The sequence below is a fragment of the Collinsella aerofaciens genome (assembly GCF_040910265.1).
Lineage (GTDB): Bacteria > Actinomycetota > Coriobacteriia > Coriobacteriales > Coriobacteriaceae > Collinsella > Collinsella aerofaciens_BK.
The window spans coordinates 1-20892 of sequence record NZ_JBDGAW010000019.1; the positions used below are offsets into that span (position 1 = coordinate 1).

A 20892-nucleotide genomic window follows, 5' to 3' on the forward strand; every position below is an offset into this window, starting at 1 on the left:
GATAGTGGACGAGATAGTCGAGAAGCGCGGTCTCAAGAAGGAGTAACATCGGGACTTGCAGCGACGGACCTCAGGACGCTCTTACACCACGTCTGCGCGCGCGACCTGCATCCTGGCCGTCCGGATCGCACGAGCGTGGAAATCCGGACGCCCGAGCGTGGATTTCCGGACGCAAATTGAATGAGAGTGGATTTTCGGACGGAATCAGCCTCAAAACGCCCAAAAACCGTCCAAATATCCACTCTCATTTTCCAGCCGTCAGAAAATCCACGCTCGTGCGTCACCCATGCATCTCTCGTCTCTCACTCGTCTCTAAGCTGAGAGATAAAGAGGTAGACGAGAGATAATCACGAGAGATAACAGTGCTGCTAAGAGATAAATAACGAATCGAATCTTCAAACACTGATTGTTCTACCAGCCAAAACATGTTTTAATGAAGCAAATAGTAGATAGTTTATCTCTCATCTCTCACTCATCTCCGAGACGAGAGATAAAGAGAAAGACGAGAGATAATTACGAGAGATAACTGAGAGACGAGAGAAGCCCATTGGGACACTCGCCGCCGAGTCGAGACGAAAGGGCATGCAGATGAACGAAAACGAGCTGACCAATCTGCTCGAGTCCTTAAGGCACATGGGCTCGGATGATCTTAACGTCGAAGTAAAGGAGAGCGCCACGACGCTTTCTCGCGACGTGTGGGAAACGGTGAGCGCGTTCGCAAATACTGCCGGCGGAATCATCGTGCTCGGAGTGAGTGAGCGCGCAGGTTTTGTCCCGGTTGAGAACTTCGAGACCGAGAAGGTGCTCAACCAATTTGTCGCAGGCATGGGCGATGCGGGCGGCCGAGGAAAGCTGGCCAATCCGCCCAAATACACGATCGAGCGGGTGGAGCTCCAGGGCACCATTGTTCTCGTTATCACGATTGAGGAGCTCGATCCGTCGAGCAAGCCCTGCTATGTAATAGAGCGCGGTGCCCAGGGCGGCAGCTACAAGCGCATCGACGACAAAGACGTGCCGCTTTCATCGACCGAGGTGCTCGCGTTGGCGTCATACGAACGGACGAGCCCGAGCGATCGCGACGCGGTGCCGGGTGCAGGCACAGATGACCTCGACGAACCATTGGTCGACCGCACGATAGAGCGCGCTTTCTCATTGACGCCCCGGGCAATGCGCGGCGCGTCGGACGAGAAAACGAAGCTGGAGCGCCTAAATATCTTTGATTCCCAAGGTAACGTTACTAAGGCCGGACTCTTGGCTGTGGGCACCTACCCGCAGCAGTTCTATCCCAAGGTCTTTATTGATGTGGCCGTTCATGTCGGGACCCAGAAAGGCGCGACGGGATCGCTGAGGTTCATGGACCGCACAATCTGCGAGGGAACGTTGGGCGAGATGATCTCGGATGCCGTCGCGGCTGTCGCCAAGAATTTGCGGCGAACCTCGACCGTCCAGGGCGTCTCGCGCGCTGACTCGCTGGAGATCCCCGAGGAGGTCCTGCGCGAGGCAATCGCCAACGCGGTGATTCACAGGGAATACGGGGACCGATTCTGCGGGCAGTCGATTGCCGTTGACGTTTTCGATGATCGTGTCGAGGTGACGAACCCGGGTGGCCTATACGGAGGAAAGACTCGCGAGAACTTGTTTGACGGTAGCTCCCGATGCCGCAACGCGACGCTCGTGAAATTGATGTCGATTGTCCCGCTGCCGGATGGTGCAGGTTTGCCAGCTGAGGGCAATGGCTCGGGCATTCCGATGATGATCGATGCCATGCGCGCACGTGGTTTGGCCGAGCCCCTGTTCTGCCCGGGATTCGATCGGTTCAAAGTCGTACTTTACCGTTCAAAGATCGAGCCGGTCGATCACGGCGGGGACTTAATCGTGACGGCGCTCAAGCGTTATGGCGAACTGGGGACGCGCGAGCTGGCAGAGCGCACGGGGCTCACCATTTCCCAGGTTAGGTCGCGCGTCAACATGCTTATCGCTCAGGGCGAGCTTGAGCCCACGGCGCCGGCGACGAGCCGCAACCGTAAGTATCGACTGTCGGAGCGCGCAGAGCAGATGTGCTAGCGGACGAGGTGACCCAATAATCGACTCTCGATTGACGCCCGCTAAGGTAAGGCGGTTGTTGCCCAGTCGACGGCGATGCTAAAGACTCGGCTTACGCTGGCATGGTTCCGAGCCCGTCCATCAAGAACAGCCTAAGAACCAGTTTGATGGCGTATCCCGGCTTGATCTCGGCAGCGTCAAAGACGTGGCGTTCGGTAAGCTCGCTGCAGTATGCATAGATGTCGCGGATAAGGTCCGCGCCCGAAAGCGTAAACATGTAGCCTGCGTCCGAAAGCGCGTTGGGTGCGGTAGGCAGCTTGGCCATGCGGCAAAACGTGGACAGGTCGGGTGCCATGGTGCCCTGGTGGTCAAGGGCGCTGCCGGCTTCCTGTGCGGCAAGTTCTAACTGGCGCACGCGCTCGAGTGCCGCTGCCAACACAAAGCTCGGCGTGGGTGCATTGACGTCTTCCGTGGTCGCCACGAGCCTGCCTGCGGCCTGCGTGACAAGCCAGGCAACCTCGCGCTGGCACCGCACGGCCTTGCGCGTAACCGGTTTGATGGATGAGGAGGAAACGCTCCCCTTAGGCGGATTCGAAGCAGCCACAAGACCCTCCCATGAACGATCGGGCCCAACAAGCCCGGATGAAACACGTGCTACATCAGTATACAGGGGAGTGGGGTAGCGGGGTACAAGCGCGCCAACGGCAAACCGAGAGCATCAACGATGTGCCGATCGCGGAATGTGATCTCGCAATAATTGACTCCCGGCCATATTATTGAGGAGCATGACTCGCGTTCGTATGGTTGTAGGTGCTGGCGATGAACGACATTGACCTTGCTGTTCCGTTGATGGATGGACCTAGCTATGACCGCGCTTGCAGCCTCGTGCCTTCCGAGTACGTTGAGGCGTGGGAGTGGTTTCTGAGCGAGGAGCAGCGCGGCGGCGTTTGGGCCAACCTTCCGCACCGCACCAAGAAAGACAGCCTCCAGCATTAGTATCGTTTGAGAATTGGCTCGGAGCTCTTCCCTGTAACGCGGGATTCGGGGATTTTCTGGCCGGGCCAGGATAAGGTGAAGCAAGACCCTAATAAGACCTTCGTTCTCTCGGTTCATAACTCTAAAAGAGCTTCTATACCGATGTGCCTCCACTCTATTTGGACGATGGTACGTGGATCATTAAGTACTCGGTTCAAGCGCCGGGTACTGTTGGTTTTCGAGACCAGAATTACAACCGTAAAATGCTCAACTGCATGGATTGCGGCGTTCCAGTCGGAGTCATATTTGCAACCGAGGTGGGCTATAAGGTGCTCGGCCTCGCGTTTGTTGAGCGCTTCGAGCCCGAAAACGGTTGGTTTGTGCTGCACGGGCCTGTTCACAAGGGTGGTCCAGACCCTCGTTTTGCGCCGGACATGAGCTATCTGAAGCACGCGCCAGCCGACATTGAGTTTGCCGGACAGGGTGCGACCGACGACGAAAAGGTTCACTACGCGTTAAGGCGCGAGCGTCTGGGACAGCAATGGTTCCGCAAGCAGCTCGTTGCCGCTTATGACGGTCGTTGCGCAGTGTCGGGTTGTGGCGTCAGCGAAGTTTTGGAGGCCGCGCATATCGAAAACTATTCGGGCCCAAAATCTCAAGTCGCCAGCAATGGCATTCTGCTTCGGCGCGACTTGCATTCTCTATTCGATGCTCATCTGATTTCGCTTGAGCCTATTTGCGGTGAATATCGGCTGTGTGAATCGTACCTGCTGGATAAGATCGACTACGTTTCCTTTGCGGGTGCGACGCTAAGGCAGCCGAATGAGCATCAGTGGCGACCCAATACGGTGTTTCTTGAGGCCCATCGCATCGAGTTCGATCGCTCGGAAAAGAAGCGTGATAAAGGTGGGGCTTCTGCCGTATTAGTGTATTAGGATTTGGCATTCTTTGACGATCGTGTCGTTTGATCGGATCGCGTGGCAATGCAATCTCACGCGCACTTGCTGGTGCATGCTCTTCCTGGTTTGAATAACGGGAAGGGAGCGAGCGTGGGCTGGCGAGGCGATGTCGTGATGGGGAAGTACGGAAAACTGCCGCGCGCCCTCATCGACAAAAGCAAGTTCCCGGGTGTGGAAGTTGATTACGGTTCGTTTGCTGTCGCCTGCCCTTGCTGTGGCTTGCAAATTCCGTGTCTCGACATTCGATTTATCGATGCGCACGATTGGCTCAGCAAAGATGCGAGAAAACGCACGGGCGTTCATATGCCGGTGTATCCGGAGAAGTGTCCCGTTTGCAACCTCGATATCGTGTATGACGACGGTGGCGAGGGATAGGTGATGCGGAGGAGCTGGCTGTGAAGGCATCTCCGCCCCTACAAATAAACCCCCTCGCCGAGCTGCTTGTGGAACTCGGCGTGATGGTCGCGTGCCCAGGTAAAGAGCGCCTGGTCAAAGTCGGTGCGCGTGGCCGGGATGCCAAAGACGCCGGCAACTTCGACGCGCACGAACTCCAGCGCCGGTAGCTTGTTGATGGCAGTGAGGACAAACGGGGACGTGGGTTCTTCGAACAGATAGCGGCTGCCTTGTAGCGCGTCGCAACTGGTGCACGTGTTGCCGAGCGACGGGGCTTTGGAGGCTCGCGCGCCTACGGGCTTGTAGCCGCAGCGCTTATGAAGGTAGTCGCGGATCTCGCCCGGCACGCAGCCAAGAGCGGGCACGATGGCAAGTGCGTTGGCATTGGCCGTGTCGATGGCAATGTGCCCGGCTTCGTTGGGCTCGTGCGCGATGGCGATGCCCTCGCCGTTATCGGCTCGATAGGGAATGCCGAAGGCTGCGACCGAGGTCTCTTTGTGGCACTTCCAGCACTCGCGCTTGCCCAGCACCAGATATATATACGGCGCAGAGGGGTCTGATCGGTCAACACCGGGCAGCCACTCGGCAAAGGGCTCGGGGTTGACGCCGCTGGGTACATACCAGATCTTCTTGGTCCGGTCCCATTTGGCGCCCAGCGCCTTGGCTTCTTCTTTGTGCGAAAAGGGGACATCGAGCTCGGTGCGCATGGCGGCTCCTTGGTGCTGCAGGTGCAAGTGGCTCAAGGATACCGCAGGGCGTGGACGTCGTAGCGTTTGGCCGAGAAGTCGCTGTGCGGGCTGGCTGGTTGTGGCGTCGGGCAAATTGGCAAGTAAATGGCCAGCTTTTGGTCGGTCGGCGGCAACCTTGCCAAAAGCTTGACGGATTGCGGTTTAGACATCGGCGAATGAGCATTTGGGGGTGTGCGATGGCAAGATAGCCACGGCCAGTTGCCAAAACTCAAAAAGGAGCGCCATCTGTTGCTCGTGTACATCAAGCGAATTTATATTCGCGATGGATATCAAAGTTATTGTTGATATTGGGGTATTGAATTTGTTTGGCTGCCATTCGTCAGGCGAATTGATGTTACGTTGCGATGACGGTTGGAGCTGCCAGCGGATTTGGCGACATAAAACAAAACAGCCCAGAGACATAGCCTCTGAGCTGCGAACATTTGGTGGGCGTTAGAAGATTTGAACTTCTGACCTCTTCCGTGTCAGGGAAGCGCTCTCCCCCTGAGCTAAACGCCCGATCAAGGGTGCGCGAATGCGCAGGGAATAATATAGCGGAGCCAGGACCTGGTGGCAAGAGCATTTTTAAAAATCGTTAGCTTGTGGAGTAGGGCTCCGCGTCGATCTTGTCTTTTTTAAGAGCTCGTAGCCGTGGACCGCTTGATGCATAATGCGCTAGTCGATACGTCATGGAGTCGTGGACGAACGTCATTGACGGATTTGTCTTACCGATAAACGGCCAAGCTGTTAGCTTGCATCCTTACCGTGGTAAGGTAAGCCGAGTTGTTTCCAGATTGTTTCGGGGGAGTGGAATGAAACAGGAGCGCTCGGTGCAGCACGCCAACGCGAAGGCTTCGGTGCCGATGACGGCGGCGTCCGATTTTGTCGTGCCGGAGGGAACCGACGAGCTGAGCCGCAACACCCGCCGCGCCTGGCGCGACCGCCTGAACAGTGCTTCGACGCGTAAGATGATCACGGGCGTTCTGGCCACGCTGGTGGGCGGTTCGTTTTGGGGCTTTTCGGGCACCAGCGCGAGCTTTCTGTTCGATACCTATCACGTTGATACCCTGTGGCTTATGAGCGTTCGCCAGATTCTCGCCGGCCTGCTCTTTATGGCTGTGGTTGTCACGCGCGACCGCGAACGCCTCGTCAAGCTCTGGACCACGCCCGCCGATCGCAAACAGCTGCTGTTCTTTACCGCCTTTGGCCTGCTCTTTAACCAGTTTTGCTACCTTTCGGCCGTGCGCCTGACCAACGCCGGAACGGCGACGGTGCTTCAATGCCTGCAGCTGGTCATCATCATGGGCTACACCTGCGTGGTCGATCGCCGCATGCCGCGCGTGCGCGAGGCGGTCGGCATCGGCTTGGCCCTCGGTGGCACCTTTTTAATCGCTACCGGTGGTGATCCCACCAGCCTGAACATCTCGCCGCTCGGCTTGATTGCGGGCCTCATGTGCGCGCTCAGCGCCACCTGCATGGCGGTGATTCCCGCTAAGATTCTGCCCGAATACGGCAGCCCCATCGTCACGGGCTCGGCTATGCTCACGGCGGGTGTGGTCTCGTGCATCTTCGTACGGCCCTGGGCGCATATGCCTGCGCTCGACGCTGCCGGCGTCGAGGCACTCGCGGTGTTCGTGGTCATCGGTTCGTTTTTTGCCTACATGCTCTATATGCAGGGCGTTAAGGACATCGGCTCGGTTCGTGCAAGCCTCATCGGAACCGTGGAGCCGGTTTCGGCGACCATCACCAGCGCCGTTATGCTGGGCACGGTATTTTTGCCGACCGACCTTATCGGCTTTGCCATGATCATCGTGATGATGTTCCTTACGGTGTAGCTAGCGCCGCCGCCAAGACAGATAAGGTGTTGCGCCACATTTCCGCCAATTGATGTCCGTGTCTGGAGTTTAGCTGTCGATGCCCAATATGCCATAAACTAGTAACGTTATGGACTTTTTCATTGCGACTCAATTGCGAGGATTTCTTTATGGCTGGTAATCACTTTAAGGGCAGCGACAGCGGCCGTCCTGCGGTTCCGCCGCGTTCGAACGGGACTGGAAAAGCTGGCATGCCGAGCGGAGCTGGTCAGAACAGTGCCGGTAAGCGCACGTCCCCGGGCGAGACGGCGATGTTTACCGCTCTGTATGAGCAGTCTCAGAAGGCCAAAAAGACCGGTCGAGCAAGAGGGAATGTCTTTGCGGGCGGTGCGACCCCCACGCCGCAGCCGAGCGGGGCTCCTTCGACACCTGCGAACAACGCAGGCACTGCCAACGCCGCGAATGCCGCCGGCAACATTAATGCCGACAATACCGCCAACAATACTCCCTCTGCCGGTGGCGCGGGGCTTACGGGTAACCTTGGTACGATCTATACGGGTGCCTCTGAGACCGGCACGTTCGCCCGTTTGGAAGATAACGGTGCCGAGTTTAAGGGCTCCGGTTCCAAGGAAGATTATTACGATTTTGGCCTGAACTACGGCAACGACGCTTCGTCGAGTTCAACCTCGGACGGTCTGGTCCGTCATCGTCATCGCAAGGGTGAGCGCAAGAAGCGCCATGTTGGCGCGGTTGTTGCCGCCGTAGTCGCGGTACTTCTCGTTGCGCTTGGCGCAAGTGGCTTTATGCTGCTTAACTCGGCAAAGACCGTAAAGAGCGAAGCGAAGGAGGCTGTCGAGATTGTCGGCGGCCTTGAGGACAAGGTCACGTCGGGCGATTTTTCGACGCTGCCCGACGATGCGAAGAAGATCGATGAGCTCTGCGATAGCATGAAGGCGGAGACTTCGAGCCCGCTGTGGACGGCGGCTTCGTTTGTTCCGGTGTATGGCAGTGACATCAACGCGGCCCGCACCATGATCGACGCCCTGTCCGATGTCTCGAGCAATGCGCTGGTTCCCATGGCCGACAACCTTTCGCAGGCCACGCCCGGCAAGCTGTTCCAGGACGGCATGATTAACGTGTCTGCGCTGCAGGCCGTTGCCGATTCGCTTTCCAGCAGCTCGAAGGTGTTCAAGAGCGCCAACGAGAAGATCCAAGGCATTGGCGATACGCATATTTCCCAGGTGACCGAGCTGGTCGATAAGGCAAAGGACGGCTTTGCCACTCTCAGCGGCGCGGTTGACGCGGCGGAGAAGGTCGCCCCCGTTCTCCCCCAGATGCTCGGTGCCAATGGCCAGACCCGCAACTATCTGGTGTATGCCATGAACAATGTTGAGATTCGTGCCTGCGGCGGCTTTGGCGGCTCGCAGGGTCTGATCTCGGTTACCGACGGCCAGATGTCAATCAACGACTTTGTCGCATGCATCGCACGTAGCAAGGACGAGGCTGTCGAGAGCGTCGACGAAGAGGACGAGGCGCTGTTTGGCGATCACAGTAACCTGTACAACTCGGGTAACACGTATTCGCCTGACTGGCCCCGCAACTCGCAGCGTGTCGCCTCTCTGTGGAAGTCCGAGTATGGCCAGGATGTCGATGGCATCATCGGTATCGACCCCGTGTTCCTGCAGTATCTGCTGGGCCTTGTCGGCAATGTCTCGCTGCCCGATGGCACGGTTGTCGACGGCACCAATGCGGCCAAGGTCCTCATGCACGATGTGTACTGGAACTATCCGGTCGAGGAGTCGGACGGCATCTTTGCGTCTGTTGCCAGCGCTGCCTTCGACAAGATTCTCGGCGGCATCGGCGATGTCGATGTTACGAAGCTCGTCAGCGCCGTTGAGCGCGGCGCCGAAGAGGGCCGCCTGATCGCGTGGATGAAAAACGACGACGAGCAGAACGCTATCAAGGAAATGAACATCGACGCCTCGCTGCCCGATCCGGACGACCCGAGCGAGGATCCCGTTGCCGGTGTCTACTTTAACAACCTGAGCTTCTCCAAGCTCGATTGGTACCTCAACGCCGATACGCAGATTGGCCAGGGCATCAAGAATGGCGACGGTACGTGCTCCTATCGCATCACCGTTACCCTGACGAACATCATGACGCAGGAAGAGGCCGGCAAGCTGCCCGACTACGTTGCAGCGAGCGCGCCCGATGCCGCGCGTGACGACGAGCGCCTGAATGTCTCGCTGTTCGCCCCGACGGGCGGCAACATCTCGGACCTTACCGTCGAGGGCACCCAGTTTGGGCTTGGCGCCGCCACGTGGCATGGCATTCCCTTCTATTCGGGAACCGTCGACCTGCATGCGGGCGAGACGACGACGATCACCTATACGCTGACCACGTCGGCCGAGGCGGGAGACAAGCCGCTTACGCTGCGCCAGACCCCCACGTGCCAGGCGGCTCGCGACAGCGCTTCGGCGTAGGGTTTTTCTGGTAGACCAGATAATCGAGTACCATTTTGGGGCGGACGGATAATCTGTTCGCCCCATTTTTATAAGGAGAGCGCATGAAGTACTTTGGCACCGACGGCTTTCGCGGCGAGGCCAACGTTGGGCTGACGGTAGAGCACGCCTATAAGATCGGTCGTTTTGTGGGCTGGTATTACGGCGTCAACCGCGAGCGCAAGGCACGCGTCATCGTAGGTAAGGACACGCGTCGATCCAGCTATATGTTCGAGGCGGCGCTGGTGAGTGGCCTGGTCGCGAGCGGTGCGGACGCATATATGCTGCACGTGATCCCAACGCCGGGTGTGGCGCATCAGACCGTGGAGGGCTGCTTCGATTGCGGCATCATGATCAGCGCGAGCCACAACCCGTTTTGCGATAACGGCATCAAGCTCGTTAACAGCGACGGCTTCAAGATGGACGAGGACGTGCTGGAGCTCATCGAGGACTATATCGATGGCAAGGGCGAGGTGCCGCTGGCCACGGGCAACCAGATCGGTGCCACGGTGGACTATATGCAGGGGCGCAACCGCTATATTGCCTCGCTCATCGCGAGCGCGAACTTTTCGCTGCAGGGCGTCAAGATCGGCATCGACTGCGCCAACGGCTCGGCGTCCTCGGTGGCCAAGCCTGTGTTCGACGCGCTCGGCGCCGACGTGCGCGTAATTAACGCTGCGCCCGATGGCTTCAACATTAACGTCGACTGTGGATCGACGCACATGGAACGCCTGCAGCGCCACGTGGTGGAGCAGGGCCTAGACGTGGGCTTTGCCTATGACGGCGATGCCGACCGCTGCCTGGCCGTGGACGAGCGCGGCCGCGTGGTCGACGGCGACCAGATCCTGTATGTGTGCGGTGTGTACCTAAACAAGCACGGTCGCCTTTCGGGCGGTACCGTGGTGCCGACGATCGCCAGCAACTTTGGCCTGATCAAGTCGCTGGAGCTTGCCGGTCTGAGTGCCGTGACCAGCGGCGTGGGCGACCGTCATGTGTATGCCAAGATGCGCGAGGGCGGCTACAGCCTGGGCGGCGAGCAGACGGGCCACACGATTTTTGGCGATATCGAGCGCACGGGCGACGGCATCATGACGTCGCTGCGCGTGATGGAAGTGATTCGTGCCGAGCGCGAGACGCTCTCGCAGCTCACGGCGCCGTGCAAGCTGCTGCCGCAGGCGCAGGTGGCCGTGCGCGTGGCGGACAAGGACGCCGCGCTGGATAGCATGGGCGTGCAGAACGCCATCGCCGAGGCCGAGGCATCGCTGGCAGGCGAGGGCCGCGTGCTCGTGCGCAAGAGCGGAACCGAGTCGGTCATCCGCGTTCTGGCCGAAGCCCCCGACCAAGCAGCCGCCGAAGCCGCCATGAAGCGCATCGCGGGTGCCTTGGAGGCCTTGTAGTTACGCGGTTTTACCAAACCGCGTAACGGCTCGACGCTGCAAACGACCCTAAGCGGCAATCTGACGTTCAATTTCAAGGGCGCGACCAGGAAGGTCAGCGCCCTTTCATTTCACGTCACCTTGCTCGCTTAGGGCCGTTTTCGCTGACGTTGCCAAAACATTGGCGTCAACATGGTTGGCGTTGGCGTGTCGGTTGTGTCCTACAGCTCGTAGAGCGTGGTGAACTTGTCCTGCAGGTAGCTGCAGTAGTAGCGGGCGTCGAACGCCATGCCGCAGGCACCCTTGATGAGTTCCGGCGCGTCCTTGGCGCGGCCCCACTGCCAAATGTGCTCGCCCAGCCACGCGCGGACGGGTGCCAAGTCGCCGCTCGCGCAGGCACCGGTAAGGTTGACGCCGTCGCGGCACATGGCCGGCACAAACATGGCATCGTAGGCGCTACCCAGCGCATACGTGGGGAAGTAGCCAAACGAACCGCCGCTCCAATGCGTATCCTGCAGGCAGCCGTGCGTGTCGTCGGGAACGGGAATGCCCAGGTACTCGTCCATAAAGCGGTTCCAAAGCGCGGGGATGTCCTTGGCCGCAGCCTCGCCGGCAAACAGCATGCGCTCGATCTGGTAGCGCACCATAATATGCAGCGGATAGGTGAGCTCGTCGGCCTCGGTGCGGATCAACGACGGCTGCGCGATGTTCACGGCGCGGTAGAGCGTGTCTTCGTCGACGTCGCCGTAGACCTCGGGCGCGTGACGACGCAGCACCTCGAGCAGCGGGCCCATAAAGGCGCGGCTGCGACCCACGGTGTTCTCGAAAAAGCGGCTCTGGCTCTCGTGGATGCCCATGGAGGTGCCGCCCTCCAAGCACGTGCGCGCATAGGCGGGATTGACGCCCAGCTCGTACATGGTGTGCCCCGCCTCGTGGATGATGCTGTAGACGTTGGAGATGCAGTCGTCCTCGTAGATGTGCGTCGCGATGCGCGCATCACCCACGGCAAAGCCCTCGCTAAACGGATGCTCGGTAAAGGCAAGCGTGGTGTCGTCCAGGTCCAGGCCGACAAGCTTCATCAAGTCGAAGCTCATGGCGCGCTGGGCAGCCTCGGGCACGTGGGCGTGCAAAAAGTCGGCAGCCGGCTGCTGGCCGCGCTCGCCGATGGCGTGCACGAGCGGCACGACCGTGGCCTTGACCTCATCGCAAAACGCATCGAAGCTCTTGGCGGAAAGGCCGCGCTCGTACTGGTCGAGCCAAACGTCGTATGGGTCGCGCTTGGGGTCCATGAGCTCGGCCTGATGCTTAAGTTGGGCGACGATTCTATCCACATAGGGCTCAAAGCTCGCCCAGTCATTGGCCGTCTTGGCCTTGTGCCACACGGCATCGGCCTCGCAGGTGAGCCTGGTCCAGGCCTCGGCCTCCTCGGTGGGGATGACGCTTGCCTCGCGCTGGTCGCGGCCGAGCACACGGATCTCGTCGAGCAGCTGCGGGTCGTCGATCTTGCCGCCCGCGACGGTCTCTCGTGCCAGCGAGCGCACAAGTTCGACAGACTTTTTGCTGGTCAGCAGCTTGTGATGCTCGCCAGCAAGGGTGCCCATAGCATCGGCGCGGGCCGCGGCGCCGTTGGCGGGAGCAATGGTCGCGCCGTCAAACTCGGCAATCTTGAGCAGGTACTCGCGAGTCCACAGCTTGCCCTCGAGCTTGCGGAGCTTCTTGATGCTCTTGCCCGCCTTGGCCTTCTTATCGAGTTTCTTTCCCATACCTATATCCTTGATCTCGCAGGTCGAGCGCCACGGGTGGGCGTGCGGCCAGTTTGCACAGCTACCTGCCTTGTACCCAGTGCGAACAAAACGGAACGCGGCGATGCACACGCAGAATGTGTTATCCTATAGCCCAATGCGTTGACGGAGAGGGTTTTGCCCGCCGCGTCGCCGGCAAGAGAGGGAAGGTCATGGGCTGCGAGCCTTCCTGCGGTGACAAGGGCCAAGCGTTCACTCCCGAGCAGCGACCTCAACGGGCACGCGGCCAGCGGTGGCGAAGCCCCAGTAGGGAAGCCGTGAGCCTCGCGACAAGGGGCACAGAGTGGGCGCGGCGGGCCAGACATCCGCCGGGTCAAACAAGGTGGTACCGCGGAATTCAACCGTCCTTGGGCAATGCACATGCCCGAGGGCGGTTTTTTTATTACCGAACCGGGCCGCGTTTTCACAACGCCAGACGGTGGCAGCCGCCTCGGCAAACGGAGAGCGCGAGAGACGAAAGGGAAGACATGAGTCTGATTGATGATCTGGTCAAACTCGAGGAAGAGGCCAAGGAGCTCGTCGCAGGCGCCGACGACGCAGCCAAGCTCGAGGCTGCGCGCGTTGAGCTGCTCGGCCGCAAGGGCCGCATCACCGGCCTGATGCGCATGATGGGCAAGCTCGCCCCCGAGGATCGTCCCGTGATGGGCAAGCGAGCCAACGAGATGCGCCAGCTGATTGAGGGCATGCTCGACGAGCGCAACACCGAGATGAAGGCCGCCGCCCTCAAGCGCGCACTGGAGCACGACGCCGTCGACATCACGCTGCCGGGCATCCGTCCGCAGATCGGCCACCAGCACCTGATCAAGCAAATCATCGAGGAGGCCGAGGACATCTTCTGCGGCATCGGCTACACCGTCGAGTCCGGCCCCATGGTCGACACCTCCTACTACAACTTCACCGCGCTCAACGCTCCCATGGATCACCCGAGCCGCTCGGCCCGCGATACCTTCTACGTGGTCGACAACAACCCCGGCAGCGTCGCGCACCCCGAGGCTCACGCCCACGGCGAGTCCGACGTGCTGCTGCGCACCCAGACTTCGGGCGTGCAGATCCACACTATGGAGTCGCAGAAGCCGCCCATCTACATGATCTGCCCGGGCACCGTCTACCGTCCCGACACGGCCGATGCCTGCCACCTGCCGCAGTTCAACCAGATCGAGGGCCTGGTCGTCGACGAGGGCATCACCTTTGGCGACCTGAAGGGCACGCTCGACTACTTTGTTAAGTGCATGTTTGGCGAGGATCGCAAGACGCGTTACCGCCCGCACTTCTTCCCCTTCACCGAGCCCAGCTGCGAGGTGGACGTGAGCTGCCACGTGTGCGGCGGCAAGGGCTGCAACTTCTGCAAGCACAGCGGCTGGATCGAGATCTTGGGCTGCGGCATGGTCGACCCCAACGTCCTGATCAACTGCGGCATCGACCCCGAGAAGTACACCGGCTTCGCCTTTGGCATTGGCGCCGAGCGCGTCGCGGCCCTGCGCTACGACCTGCCCGACCTCAGAACGCTCATGACAGGCGATATGCGTTTCCTGAATCAGTTCTAGGCTGCGGCTTGCCCAAGCACGGCACCTCGGCGCTCATTCGTCGCTTGCGTACCAAAGTACGCGGCGCTCCTCTTTCGGGCCGATCTGCCGCACTTGGACAACCCTCGCTTTGTAAGGAATGTTCACAAAGTTGAAGTTTCCACCTGCATCTCTTCGCAGGCTTTCAGTATGAAAGGAGAGCTAGATGCGTGTTTCTTACGACTGGCTCAAGACCATGATCGATATTCCGGAGGATCCCAAGACCCTTTCGGACGAATATATCCGTACCGGCACTGAGGTCGAGGCGATTGACACCGTGGGAGAATCCTTCGACCACGTGGTGACCGCCAAGGTGCTCGCCAAGACCCCGCACCCCGATAGCGACCATATGTATGTGTGCTCGGTCGACGTGGGTGACAAGAACCTCGACGCCGACGGCAATCCCGCTCCGCTGCAGATCGTCTGCGGCGCGCAGAACTTCGAGGCCGGCGACCACATCGTCACGGCCATGATCGGCGCAGTTCTGCCCGGCGACGTCAAGATCAAGAAGAGCAAGCTTCGCGGCGTCGTGTCTATGGGCATGAACTGCTCCGCACGCGAGCTCGGCCTGGGCGGCGACCACTCTGGCATTATGATCCTGCCCGAGGATACGCCCTGCGGCATGCCGTTTGCCGAGTATGTGGGCTCGAGTGATACTGTGCTCGACTGCGAGATCACGCCCAACCGCCCCGACTGCCTGTCCATGATCGGCATGGCCCGCGAGACCGGCGCCATTTTCGATCGCGATTTCCACGTTGAGCTGCCCGCCATCAAGGCGGAGACTGGCCGCGCGACCGACGACGAGCTTTCCGTCGAGATTGCCGACGAGGGCCTGTGCGACCGCTATGTCGCCCGCATCGTGCGCAACGTGAAGGTCGGCCCGTCGCCCGACTGGATGGTCAAGCGCCTTAACGCCCTGGGCGTGCGTCCGCACAACAACATCGTCGACATCACCAACTATGTGATGATGCTCACCGGTCAGCCGCTGCACGCCTTTGACCTGTCTACCTTTGCCGAGCGCGATGGCCACCGTCGCGTGGTGGTTCGTGCCGCCCAGCAGGACGAGAAGTTCACGACCCTCGATGGCGAGGAGCGCGTGCTCGACGCCGGCATGGGCCTTATCACCGACGGCGAGCGTCCCGTGGCGCTGGCCGGCGTTATGGGTGGCATGGATTCCGAGATTGAGGACGATACCGTCGACGTGATGGTCGAGAGCGCCTGCTTCAACGCCGGCCGCACCTCGCACACCAGCCGTGACCTGTCGCTGATCTCCGACGCCTCCATTCGCTTTGAGCGCCAGGTTGACGAGACCGGCTGCGTGGATGTCGCCAACGTTACCTGCGCGCTCATCGAAGAGATCGCCGGCGGCGAGGTTGCTCCCGGCTATGTCGACGTTTTCCCCGCGCCCAAGACCATCGACAGCATTAAGCTGCGCCTGGCCCGTGTGCACGCCATCTGCGGTGCCGACATCGAGCCCGACTTTATCGAGCGCTCGCTCACCCGCCTGGGCTGCACCGTCGAGCGCGACGGCGAGGACTTTATCGTCACGCCGCCGAGCTTCCGTCCCGACCTGCCGCGTGAGATCGACCTGATCGAGGAGGTCCTGCGCCTGTGGGGCATGGGTCGCGTCACGGCGACCATTCCGGCTGCCAAGAACCACATCGGCGGCCTGACGCGCGAGCAGAAGCTTACCCGCAAGGTCGGCGAGATCCTGCGCGCCTGCGGCCTCAACGAGACCACGACCTTTGGCTTTGCCGCCCCGGGCGACCTGGAGAAGATCGGCATGCCCGCCGAGGGTCGCGGCTGCCCCGTGGTGCTCATGAACCCGCTGGTGGCCGAGCAGACCGAGATGCGCCGCTCGCTGCTGCCGGGCCTGCTGCAATCCGTGGCCTACAACGAGGCGCACGGTACGCCCAACGTGCACCTGTACGAGGTCGGCAGCCTGTTCCATGGCCGCGAAAACGCCAGCCTGCCCAAGGAGACCAAGTCCGTCGCGGGCGTGCTTTCGGGCCAGTGGAGCGAGCAGTCTTGGAACATGAAGTACCGTAAACTGCGTTTCTTCTTTGGCAAGGGTATCGTCGAGGAGCTGCTCGCCCAGCTGCGCATCGAGAAGGTTCGCTTCCGTCCCGTCGAGGGCGAGGGCTATGCCTTTTTGCAGCCGGGTCGTGCGGCCGAGGTTCTGTCCGGCGGCACCGTGCTGGGTTGGGTCGGCGAGATCCACCCCGAGGCGCGCGAGGCCTGCGGCATCGACGAGGTTGTCGTTGCCTTTGAGCTTGACCTGGACAAGCTGATCAAGGGCGCCCGCAACCAAGAGAACTATCGCGAGTTCTCGCAGTACCCGGCTGTTGAGCACGATCTTGCCATTGTGGTCGACAACGCCGTGACTTGCGAGGACCTTGAGCGTCGCATCACCAGCGCCGGCGGCAAGCTGCTCGAGGGCGTGCGCCTGTTCGATGTCTACCGCGATCCGGTCCGCATCGGCAAGGGCAAGAAGTCCATGGCCTTCGCGCTCACGTATCGCTCGGACGACCACACGCTTACCAGCGAAGAGGTCGAGAAGGCGCACCAGAAGATCGTCACCAAGGTGTGCAAGGGCGTAAACGGCGAGGTCCGCTCGTAATCTTTGCTGTTCGGAACCCGCCCCCTGCGGGGTTTTCACGGCAACGTCCTCGCCGCTTCGCGGCTGCGGGATGTTGCCTTAGAAAACCCCTCTCGGGGGCGGGTTCCTGCGTTAACCTTGTTGCGAGCGGACCGCACCTTCTTCCGGGTGACCGGAAAGTTGGGAGTGCATGGGCCCTTTATTGGGCGGTGCGTGGACCTGGGTTAATAACGTACGTATTGCAAGGACGTGCTGCGTTGTGGGCGGTGCGCCTTTTTGTTAGTATGCTGAGTCGGTGTTACGGATTGTTGGAAACGTAACACGCAACGTTCTGATTGAGAGGGCTCATGCATATTCCCGATAACTATCTGTCCCCGCAGACCGATGCCGTCATGGCGGTGGCGATGGTGCCCGTTTGGGTCCATTGCATCAAAAAGGTACGCGCCACGCTCGATCGCGAGCATATGGCGTTCCTGGGCATCTGCGCCGCATTTTCCTTCTTGCTCATGATGTTCAACGTGCCGCTCCCCGGTGGCACCACTGGTCACGCCGTTGGTGGCGCGCTCATCGCACTGCTGCTGGGTCCCGAGGCCGCTGCCATCGCGGTTTCGGTCGCGCTGGCGCTGCAGGCGCTGCTGTTTGGCGACGGCGGCGTTCTGTCCTTTGGCGCAAACTGCTTTAACATGGCCTTTGTGCTGCCGTTTACCGCTGCTATCGTGTTCCGTGCGCTCAACAGCCGTCTGCACGACAAGAGCTGGGGCACCTCGGTTTCTGCCATCGTGAGCGGTTGGGTCGGCCTGTGTCTGGCGGCCCTGTGCGCGGCGATCGAGTTCGGTATTCAGCCGATGCTCTTCACCAACGCTTCGGGCGCTCCACTGTACTGCCCCTTCCCGCTGTCCGTTGCCATTCCGGCCATGATGATTCCGCATATGTTGGTTGCTGGCGTGGTCGAGGGCGTGGCGACGGCCGCCATCTACGGTTTCATTAAGAAGACGGCGCCGAGCGTTATCGTCGGGCCCGAGGCCGTCGATGGCCAGCTTGCCGCCGATGGTACCGCCAAGAAGACTTCCCTGATTCCCACGCTCATTCTGGTCGCCGTGCTTGTCGTGGCTACGCCGCTCGGCTTGCTCGCCACCGGTGACGCCTGGGGTGAGTGGGACGCCGAGGGCGCCGCGACCGCCGTTCAGGAGGCTGGCGACGACAGCCTGCAGGCTTCGGTCGGCCTCGACACCCCGACCTTTGCCGACGCCCTGCCCACGGGCGATTATCTGCAGGCCTATTCCGAGGAGCAGGGCCTTGGCTTTGCCGGCCAGGCTGCGATGTATATTCTTTCGGGCGTGATTGGCGTGGCGGTGCTCACCATCACATTCCGCCTGGTCTCGCTGACGGTCAAGGAAAGCGGTGCTCATGGCAATAGCCGAGCTGTCTAGTTGGCTTGCGGCCGAGGAGCGTTACGAGCCCGCGGGGGCTCGGCATCGTGTGATGCAAAAGAATGTCCTGCACCTGGCGAGCCTGCTTGAGCGGGTTCGCCTGGGTGGAGGCGCGCACGAGGGCGGGTCGATGGTCGACCGCGCCCTTTCTTGCGTTTCGGCTCCGGTGCGCCTGGTGGGGATGTTCGTTTGCGTCCTGTGCGTGTGTCTGACGCAGAGCCCGCTGTACCTCATGTTGATGGCGGCCATCGCGCTGGTGCTCGTTGCCGTGCGCCCCGTACGCGGGCTGCGTGCGACCTTTGTACCGGCGCTCGGCGCCACAGGGCTTGCGGTGGTTCTGGCACTGCCTGCCCTGCTGCTGGGCGCTTCTGCCGCGGGCGCCATGCTCAAGATCGCGCTCAAGACGTTCATTAACGTGTCGTTCGTGCTGGGCGTTTCGTGGACGCTCACCTGGAGCCGCATGTCGGCGGCGCTCAAGACGCTACAGCTGCCCGACGAGGTCATCTTTACGTTTGATATGGCGCTCAAGCACATCGAGGTGCTGGGACGCACGGCGCACGATCTGACCGAATCGGTCATGCTGCGCAGTGTGGGTCGTGCGCCTGCGGGTTTTTCGCGTACCGATTCGATCGCGGGTATCATGGGCATGACCTTTATCAAGGCGATGGAATGCAGCCGCGCGATGGACGAGGCTATGCTTTGCCGTGGCTTTGCCGGTGCGTATCCGACTCCCGCGCGGAGCGGCTTTGGCTGGCGCGATGCGGTCTATGCGGTCGTCGTGGTGCTGCTCGCCGTGTTGTGCGCGGTGCTGTAGCGCGGGCGGCCGAGCCGTCGATGTGGATAGGGAAGGGCGACGTTTTGGCAAACGATACGAATGGCGTGATGGGCGCGAGCGGTGCTACTGGCGCCAAGAGCGTGCCGCTCATCGAGTTTCGCGACGTGCTGTTCTCCTATGCGGGGCATACGGTTGTCGATGGTGTGTCGCTGCAGGTCGATCGTGGTGAACTCGTTGCCCTACTCGGTCCCAACGGCTGCGGTAAGACGACGATTATGCGCCTTATCAACGGTCTTGAACTAGCGGACGCGGGTGCGTACCTGTTTGACGGGCACGTGATCGATGCGGCATATCTCAAGGATTCCGCAGCCGCTCAGCGTTTTCATCAGCGCGTGGGCTTTGTGTTCCAGAATGCCGACGCCCAGCTGTTCTGCGCTACGGTGGGCGAGGAAGTTGCTTTTGGCCCCGCGCAGATGGGGCTGCCGACAGACGAGCTCGAGCGCCGCGTCCGCGATGCCATGGAGCTGTTCCAGGTTGCCGATCTGGTCGATGCCTCGCCCTATCAGCTTTCGGGCGGGCAAAAGAAGCGCGTTGCGCTGGCTGCGGTGGTGTCGATGAACCCCGATATCCTAGTGCTCGATGAGCCCACCAACGGGCTCGATGAGGACTCGTGCGACATCGTAGTCAACTTTTTGCTGGCCTACGTTGCTGCCGGTAAGACGGTTTTGATGAGTACGCACCATCAAGATTTGGTGCGCCGCCTGGAGGCCCGTGCCATCTATATCGATCGATATCACCATGTGGTCGAGGCGCCCGTGCCGTCGTATGGAACCGAAAGCGGTGCTGCGGAATAGTTGCTGCGTAGGGTATGTATGGCCGCCTGTGCGACTCTGCCGTGATGGTATAGTTAACCAGGTTTTATGGGGGTGGCTATGCCAAGTTGGAACATTCATATCGCTCAAACGGAGCGCTTGCTGGCACGTGCTAGCGTGCTTGCCGATAGCGTGCGCGACCGCAATGCCTTTTTGTTTGGCTGCGTGGTTCCGGATATCTTCGTGGGCTATATGGTCCCTGGCATCGCCGATCCCATTCCGTATCGCATTACGCACTTTGCAAAGCCCGAGCCTATCCCTAAGCCGCGCGAGCACGAGTTCTGGGATACCTATGTGGCGCCGCTGCTTAAAGGCGCACCCGCGGGCGAACCTGCTGAGGCTACCTCGATTGTCGAGGAGCGCGAGCGACTGAACCGCGTGCACTATCCTCAGCGCTACAGGGATGCCGAGCCGGTTGTCGGTCCCGGCGCCTGTGAGTTCTCGCTTGCGTCCGAAGATGTGGCGCAGTCGCTGCTCGATTTAACGCTGGGCGTCTGGTCGCATCTGGTGGCCGACACGGTATGGAACACGCGTGTGAACCAGTATCTGGAAGCACACGGCGGCAAGCCGTGCGAGGAATTCCGCATTAAAAAGCAGGGCGATTTTGACTGGTTTGGCAAGACGCTGGGCATCGTTTCCATTCCGCGTGCGACCGATCGCCTCTATACCGCTGCGACGCGTTTTGGGCAGTATCCCATCCATAAAGAATATGTGCTCAAGACTATCGGCGTCATGCACGAGATTGTACGCGAAAACCCCGGCGAGCCCGATCATCCGCCGTATCGCCTGCTAACCGAGGAGTTTTTCGATGCAACGTTTACCGAGGTCATCGAGCTGACCGAGGCGGGATTTGCGGCTCGCGTTGCTGCTTCTGACGTTCCCGCAGTCCCCCTGATCGCTAGCTGCTAGCCGGCCGGCTTAACGGTGAACAGTTCATTCCAATTGACCAACGGCTCCCGTCGCAGGGCGTCTTCGGTGGTGCGCTCGGCATCGGAGAGGCTTGCGACTGAACACAAATCGATGATGCGGCATACGAAGAAGGTCTAAAAAGGGCCCGGAAGGC

At 60.5% G+C, this 20892-nt stretch carries 16 protein-coding genes and 1 tRNA gene; 13 read left to right on the top strand and 4 right to left on the bottom strand.

Going from position 1 to position 20892, the window contains the following annotated elements; genetic code table 11:
• The first annotated feature begins 588 nt into the window (after nucleotides 1–588).
• A complete protein-coding gene (locus AB5Z14_RS07825) occupies nucleotides 589–2064 on the top strand; it encodes an ATP-binding protein (RefSeq protein ID WP_368130978.1) in 1476 nt (491 codons plus the stop codon).
• 91 nt (nucleotides 2065–2155) lie between these two features.
• Here the strand turns inward: AB5Z14_RS07825 and AB5Z14_RS07830 are convergent, their stop codons facing one another.
• Nucleotides 2156–2647 carry a hypothetical protein gene (locus AB5Z14_RS07830; RefSeq protein WP_368130979.1) on the bottom strand — a complete coding sequence of 164 codons (492 nt, stop codon included), beginning with the start codon at nucleotides 2645–2647 and terminating at the stop codon, nucleotides 2156–2158.
• Between the two features lie 215 nt (nucleotides 2648–2862).
• Between AB5Z14_RS07830 and AB5Z14_RS07835 the strand changes: the two genes are divergently transcribed.
• The 3 genes from AB5Z14_RS07835 to AB5Z14_RS07845 all read left to right on the top strand — a co-directional run bounded on the left by AB5Z14_RS07835 (nucleotide 2863) and on the right by AB5Z14_RS07845 (nucleotide 4352).
• Complete coding sequence (locus tag AB5Z14_RS07835) at nucleotides 2863–3039, top strand: hypothetical protein (RefSeq protein WP_368130980.1); 177 nt, start codon at nucleotides 2863–2865, stop codon at nucleotides 3037–3039.
• A gap of 143 nt (nucleotides 3040–3182) precedes the next feature.
• On the top strand, nucleotides 3183–3953 hold the full coding sequence (locus AB5Z14_RS07840) for an HNH endonuclease (protein WP_368130981.1): 771 nt from the start codon (nucleotides 3183–3185) through the stop codon (nucleotides 3951–3953).
• 114 nt (nucleotides 3954–4067) lie between these two features.
• Nucleotides 4068–4352: a hypothetical protein gene (locus tag AB5Z14_RS07845; RefSeq protein WP_368130982.1), complete on the top strand. Its 285-nt coding sequence runs from the start codon at nucleotides 4068–4070 to the stop codon at nucleotides 4350–4352.
• 38 nt (nucleotides 4353–4390) lie between these two features.
• Here the strand turns inward: AB5Z14_RS07845 and AB5Z14_RS07850 are convergent, their stop codons facing one another.
• On the bottom strand, nucleotides 4391–5077 hold the full coding sequence (locus AB5Z14_RS07850) for a DUF5710 domain-containing protein (protein ID WP_368130983.1): 687 nt from the start codon (nucleotides 5075–5077) through the stop codon (nucleotides 4391–4393).
• A gap of 465 nt (nucleotides 5078–5542) precedes the next feature.
• A tRNA-Val gene (locus AB5Z14_RS07855) sits at nucleotides 5543–5617 on the bottom strand.
• A 293-nt stretch (nucleotides 5618–5910) separates the two neighbouring features.
• Between AB5Z14_RS07855 and AB5Z14_RS07860 the strand changes: the two genes are divergently transcribed.
• From AB5Z14_RS07860 to glmM, 3 genes are all read left to right on the top strand, one after another.
• On the top strand, nucleotides 5911–6933 hold the full coding sequence (locus AB5Z14_RS07860) for a DMT family transporter (RefSeq protein WP_368130984.1): 1023 nt from the start codon (nucleotides 5911–5913) through the stop codon (nucleotides 6931–6933).
• Nucleotides 6934–7082: 149 nt separating this feature from the next.
• Complete coding sequence (locus tag AB5Z14_RS07865) at nucleotides 7083–9395, top strand: DUF4012 domain-containing protein (RefSeq protein ID WP_368130985.1); 2313 nt, start codon at nucleotides 7083–7085, stop codon at nucleotides 9393–9395.
• Between the two features lie 83 nt (nucleotides 9396–9478).
• Nucleotides 9479–10810, top strand: coding sequence for a phosphoglucosamine mutase (gene glmM / locus AB5Z14_RS07870; RefSeq protein WP_368130986.1), 1332 nt, complete (start codon nucleotides 9479–9481; stop codon nucleotides 10808–10810).
• Nucleotides 10811–11010: 200 nt separating this feature from the next.
• Here glmM and AB5Z14_RS07875 read toward each other — a convergent pair whose 3' ends face one another.
• Nucleotides 11011–12552 (bottom strand): carboxypeptidase M32, encoded by a 1542-nt coding sequence (locus AB5Z14_RS07875; protein WP_368130987.1) that lies wholly within the window; start codon nucleotides 12550–12552, stop codon nucleotides 11011–11013.
• A 506-nt stretch (nucleotides 12553–13058) separates the two neighbouring features.
• Between AB5Z14_RS07875 and pheS the strand changes: the two genes are divergently transcribed.
• The 6 genes from pheS to AB5Z14_RS07905 all read left to right on the top strand — a co-directional run bounded on the left by pheS (nucleotide 13059) and on the right by AB5Z14_RS07905 (nucleotide 20738).
• Nucleotides 13059–14135: a phenylalanine--tRNA ligase subunit alpha gene (gene pheS / locus AB5Z14_RS07880; RefSeq protein WP_055250566.1), complete on the top strand. Its 1077-nt coding sequence runs from the start codon at nucleotides 13059–13061 to the stop codon at nucleotides 14133–14135.
• Nucleotides 14136–14319: 184 nt separating this feature from the next.
• The gene (gene pheT / locus AB5Z14_RS07885) at nucleotides 14320–16773 is read left to right on the top strand and encodes a phenylalanine--tRNA ligase subunit beta (RefSeq protein WP_368130988.1); all 2454 of its coding nucleotides are present in this window, start codon (nucleotides 14320–14322) and stop codon (nucleotides 16771–16773) included.
• Nucleotides 16774–17099: 326 nt separating this feature from the next.
• The gene (gene cbiM / locus AB5Z14_RS07890; RefSeq protein WP_368130989.1) at nucleotides 17100–18182 is read left to right on the top strand and encodes a cobalt transporter CbiM; all 1083 of its coding nucleotides are present in this window, start codon (nucleotides 17100–17102) and stop codon (nucleotides 18180–18182) included.
• Entirely contained in the window at nucleotides 18160–18996 is an 837-nt protein-coding gene (locus AB5Z14_RS07895; protein ID WP_368130990.1) for an energy-coupling factor transporter transmembrane component T family protein, read from the top strand. Before cbiM ends, AB5Z14_RS07895 begins: the two co-directional genes overlap by 23 nt.
• A 44-nt stretch (nucleotides 18997–19040) precedes the next feature.
• The gene (locus tag AB5Z14_RS07900; protein WP_229071777.1) at nucleotides 19041–19811 is read left to right on the top strand and encodes an energy-coupling factor ABC transporter ATP-binding protein; all 771 of its coding nucleotides are present in this window, start codon (nucleotides 19041–19043) and stop codon (nucleotides 19809–19811) included.
• A 78-nt stretch (nucleotides 19812–19889) separates the two neighbouring features.
• Nucleotides 19890–20738: a hypothetical protein gene (locus tag AB5Z14_RS07905; RefSeq protein ID WP_117736236.1), complete on the top strand. Its 849-nt coding sequence runs from the start codon at nucleotides 19890–19892 to the stop codon at nucleotides 20736–20738.
• Nucleotides 20739–20892 lie beyond the last annotated feature (154 nt).

Coding starts and splice junctions, on each gene's coding strand:
- pheT (WP_368130988.1), top strand. CDS start 14,320: ATGCGTGTTTCTTACGACTGGCTCAAGACCATGATCGATATTCCGGAG.
- AB5Z14_RS07835 (WP_368130980.1), top strand. CDS start 2,863: ATGAACGACATTGACCTTGCTGTTCCGTTGATGGATGGACCTAGCTAT.
- AB5Z14_RS07865 (WP_368130985.1), top strand. CDS start 7,083: ATGGCTGGTAATCACTTTAAGGGCAGCGACAGCGGCCGTCCTGCGGTT.
- cbiM (WP_368130989.1), top strand. CDS start 17,100: ATGCATATTCCCGATAACTATCTGTCCCCGCAGACCGATGCCGTCATG.
- glmM (WP_368130986.1), top strand. CDS start 9,479: ATGAAGTACTTTGGCACCGACGGCTTTCGCGGCGAGGCCAACGTTGGG.
- AB5Z14_RS07860 (WP_368130984.1), top strand. CDS start 5,911: ATGAAACAGGAGCGCTCGGTGCAGCACGCCAACGCGAAGGCTTCGGTG.
- AB5Z14_RS07895 (WP_368130990.1), top strand. CDS start 18,160: ATGGCAATAGCCGAGCTGTCTAGTTGGCTTGCGGCCGAGGAGCGTTAC.
- pheS (WP_055250566.1), top strand. CDS start 13,059: ATGAGTCTGATTGATGATCTGGTCAAACTCGAGGAAGAGGCCAAGGAG.
- AB5Z14_RS07825 (WP_368130978.1), top strand. CDS start 589: ATGAACGAAAACGAGCTGACCAATCTGCTCGAGTCCTTAAGGCACATG.
- AB5Z14_RS07875 (WP_368130987.1), bottom strand. CDS start 12,552: ATGGGAAAGAAACTCGATAAGAAGGCCAAGGCGGGCAAGAGCATCAAG.
- AB5Z14_RS07905 (WP_117736236.1), top strand. CDS start 19,890: ATGCCAAGTTGGAACATTCATATCGCTCAAACGGAGCGCTTGCTGGCA.
- AB5Z14_RS07850 (WP_368130983.1), bottom strand. CDS start 5,077: ATGCGCACCGAGCTCGATGTCCCCTTTTCGCACAAAGAAGAAGCCAAG.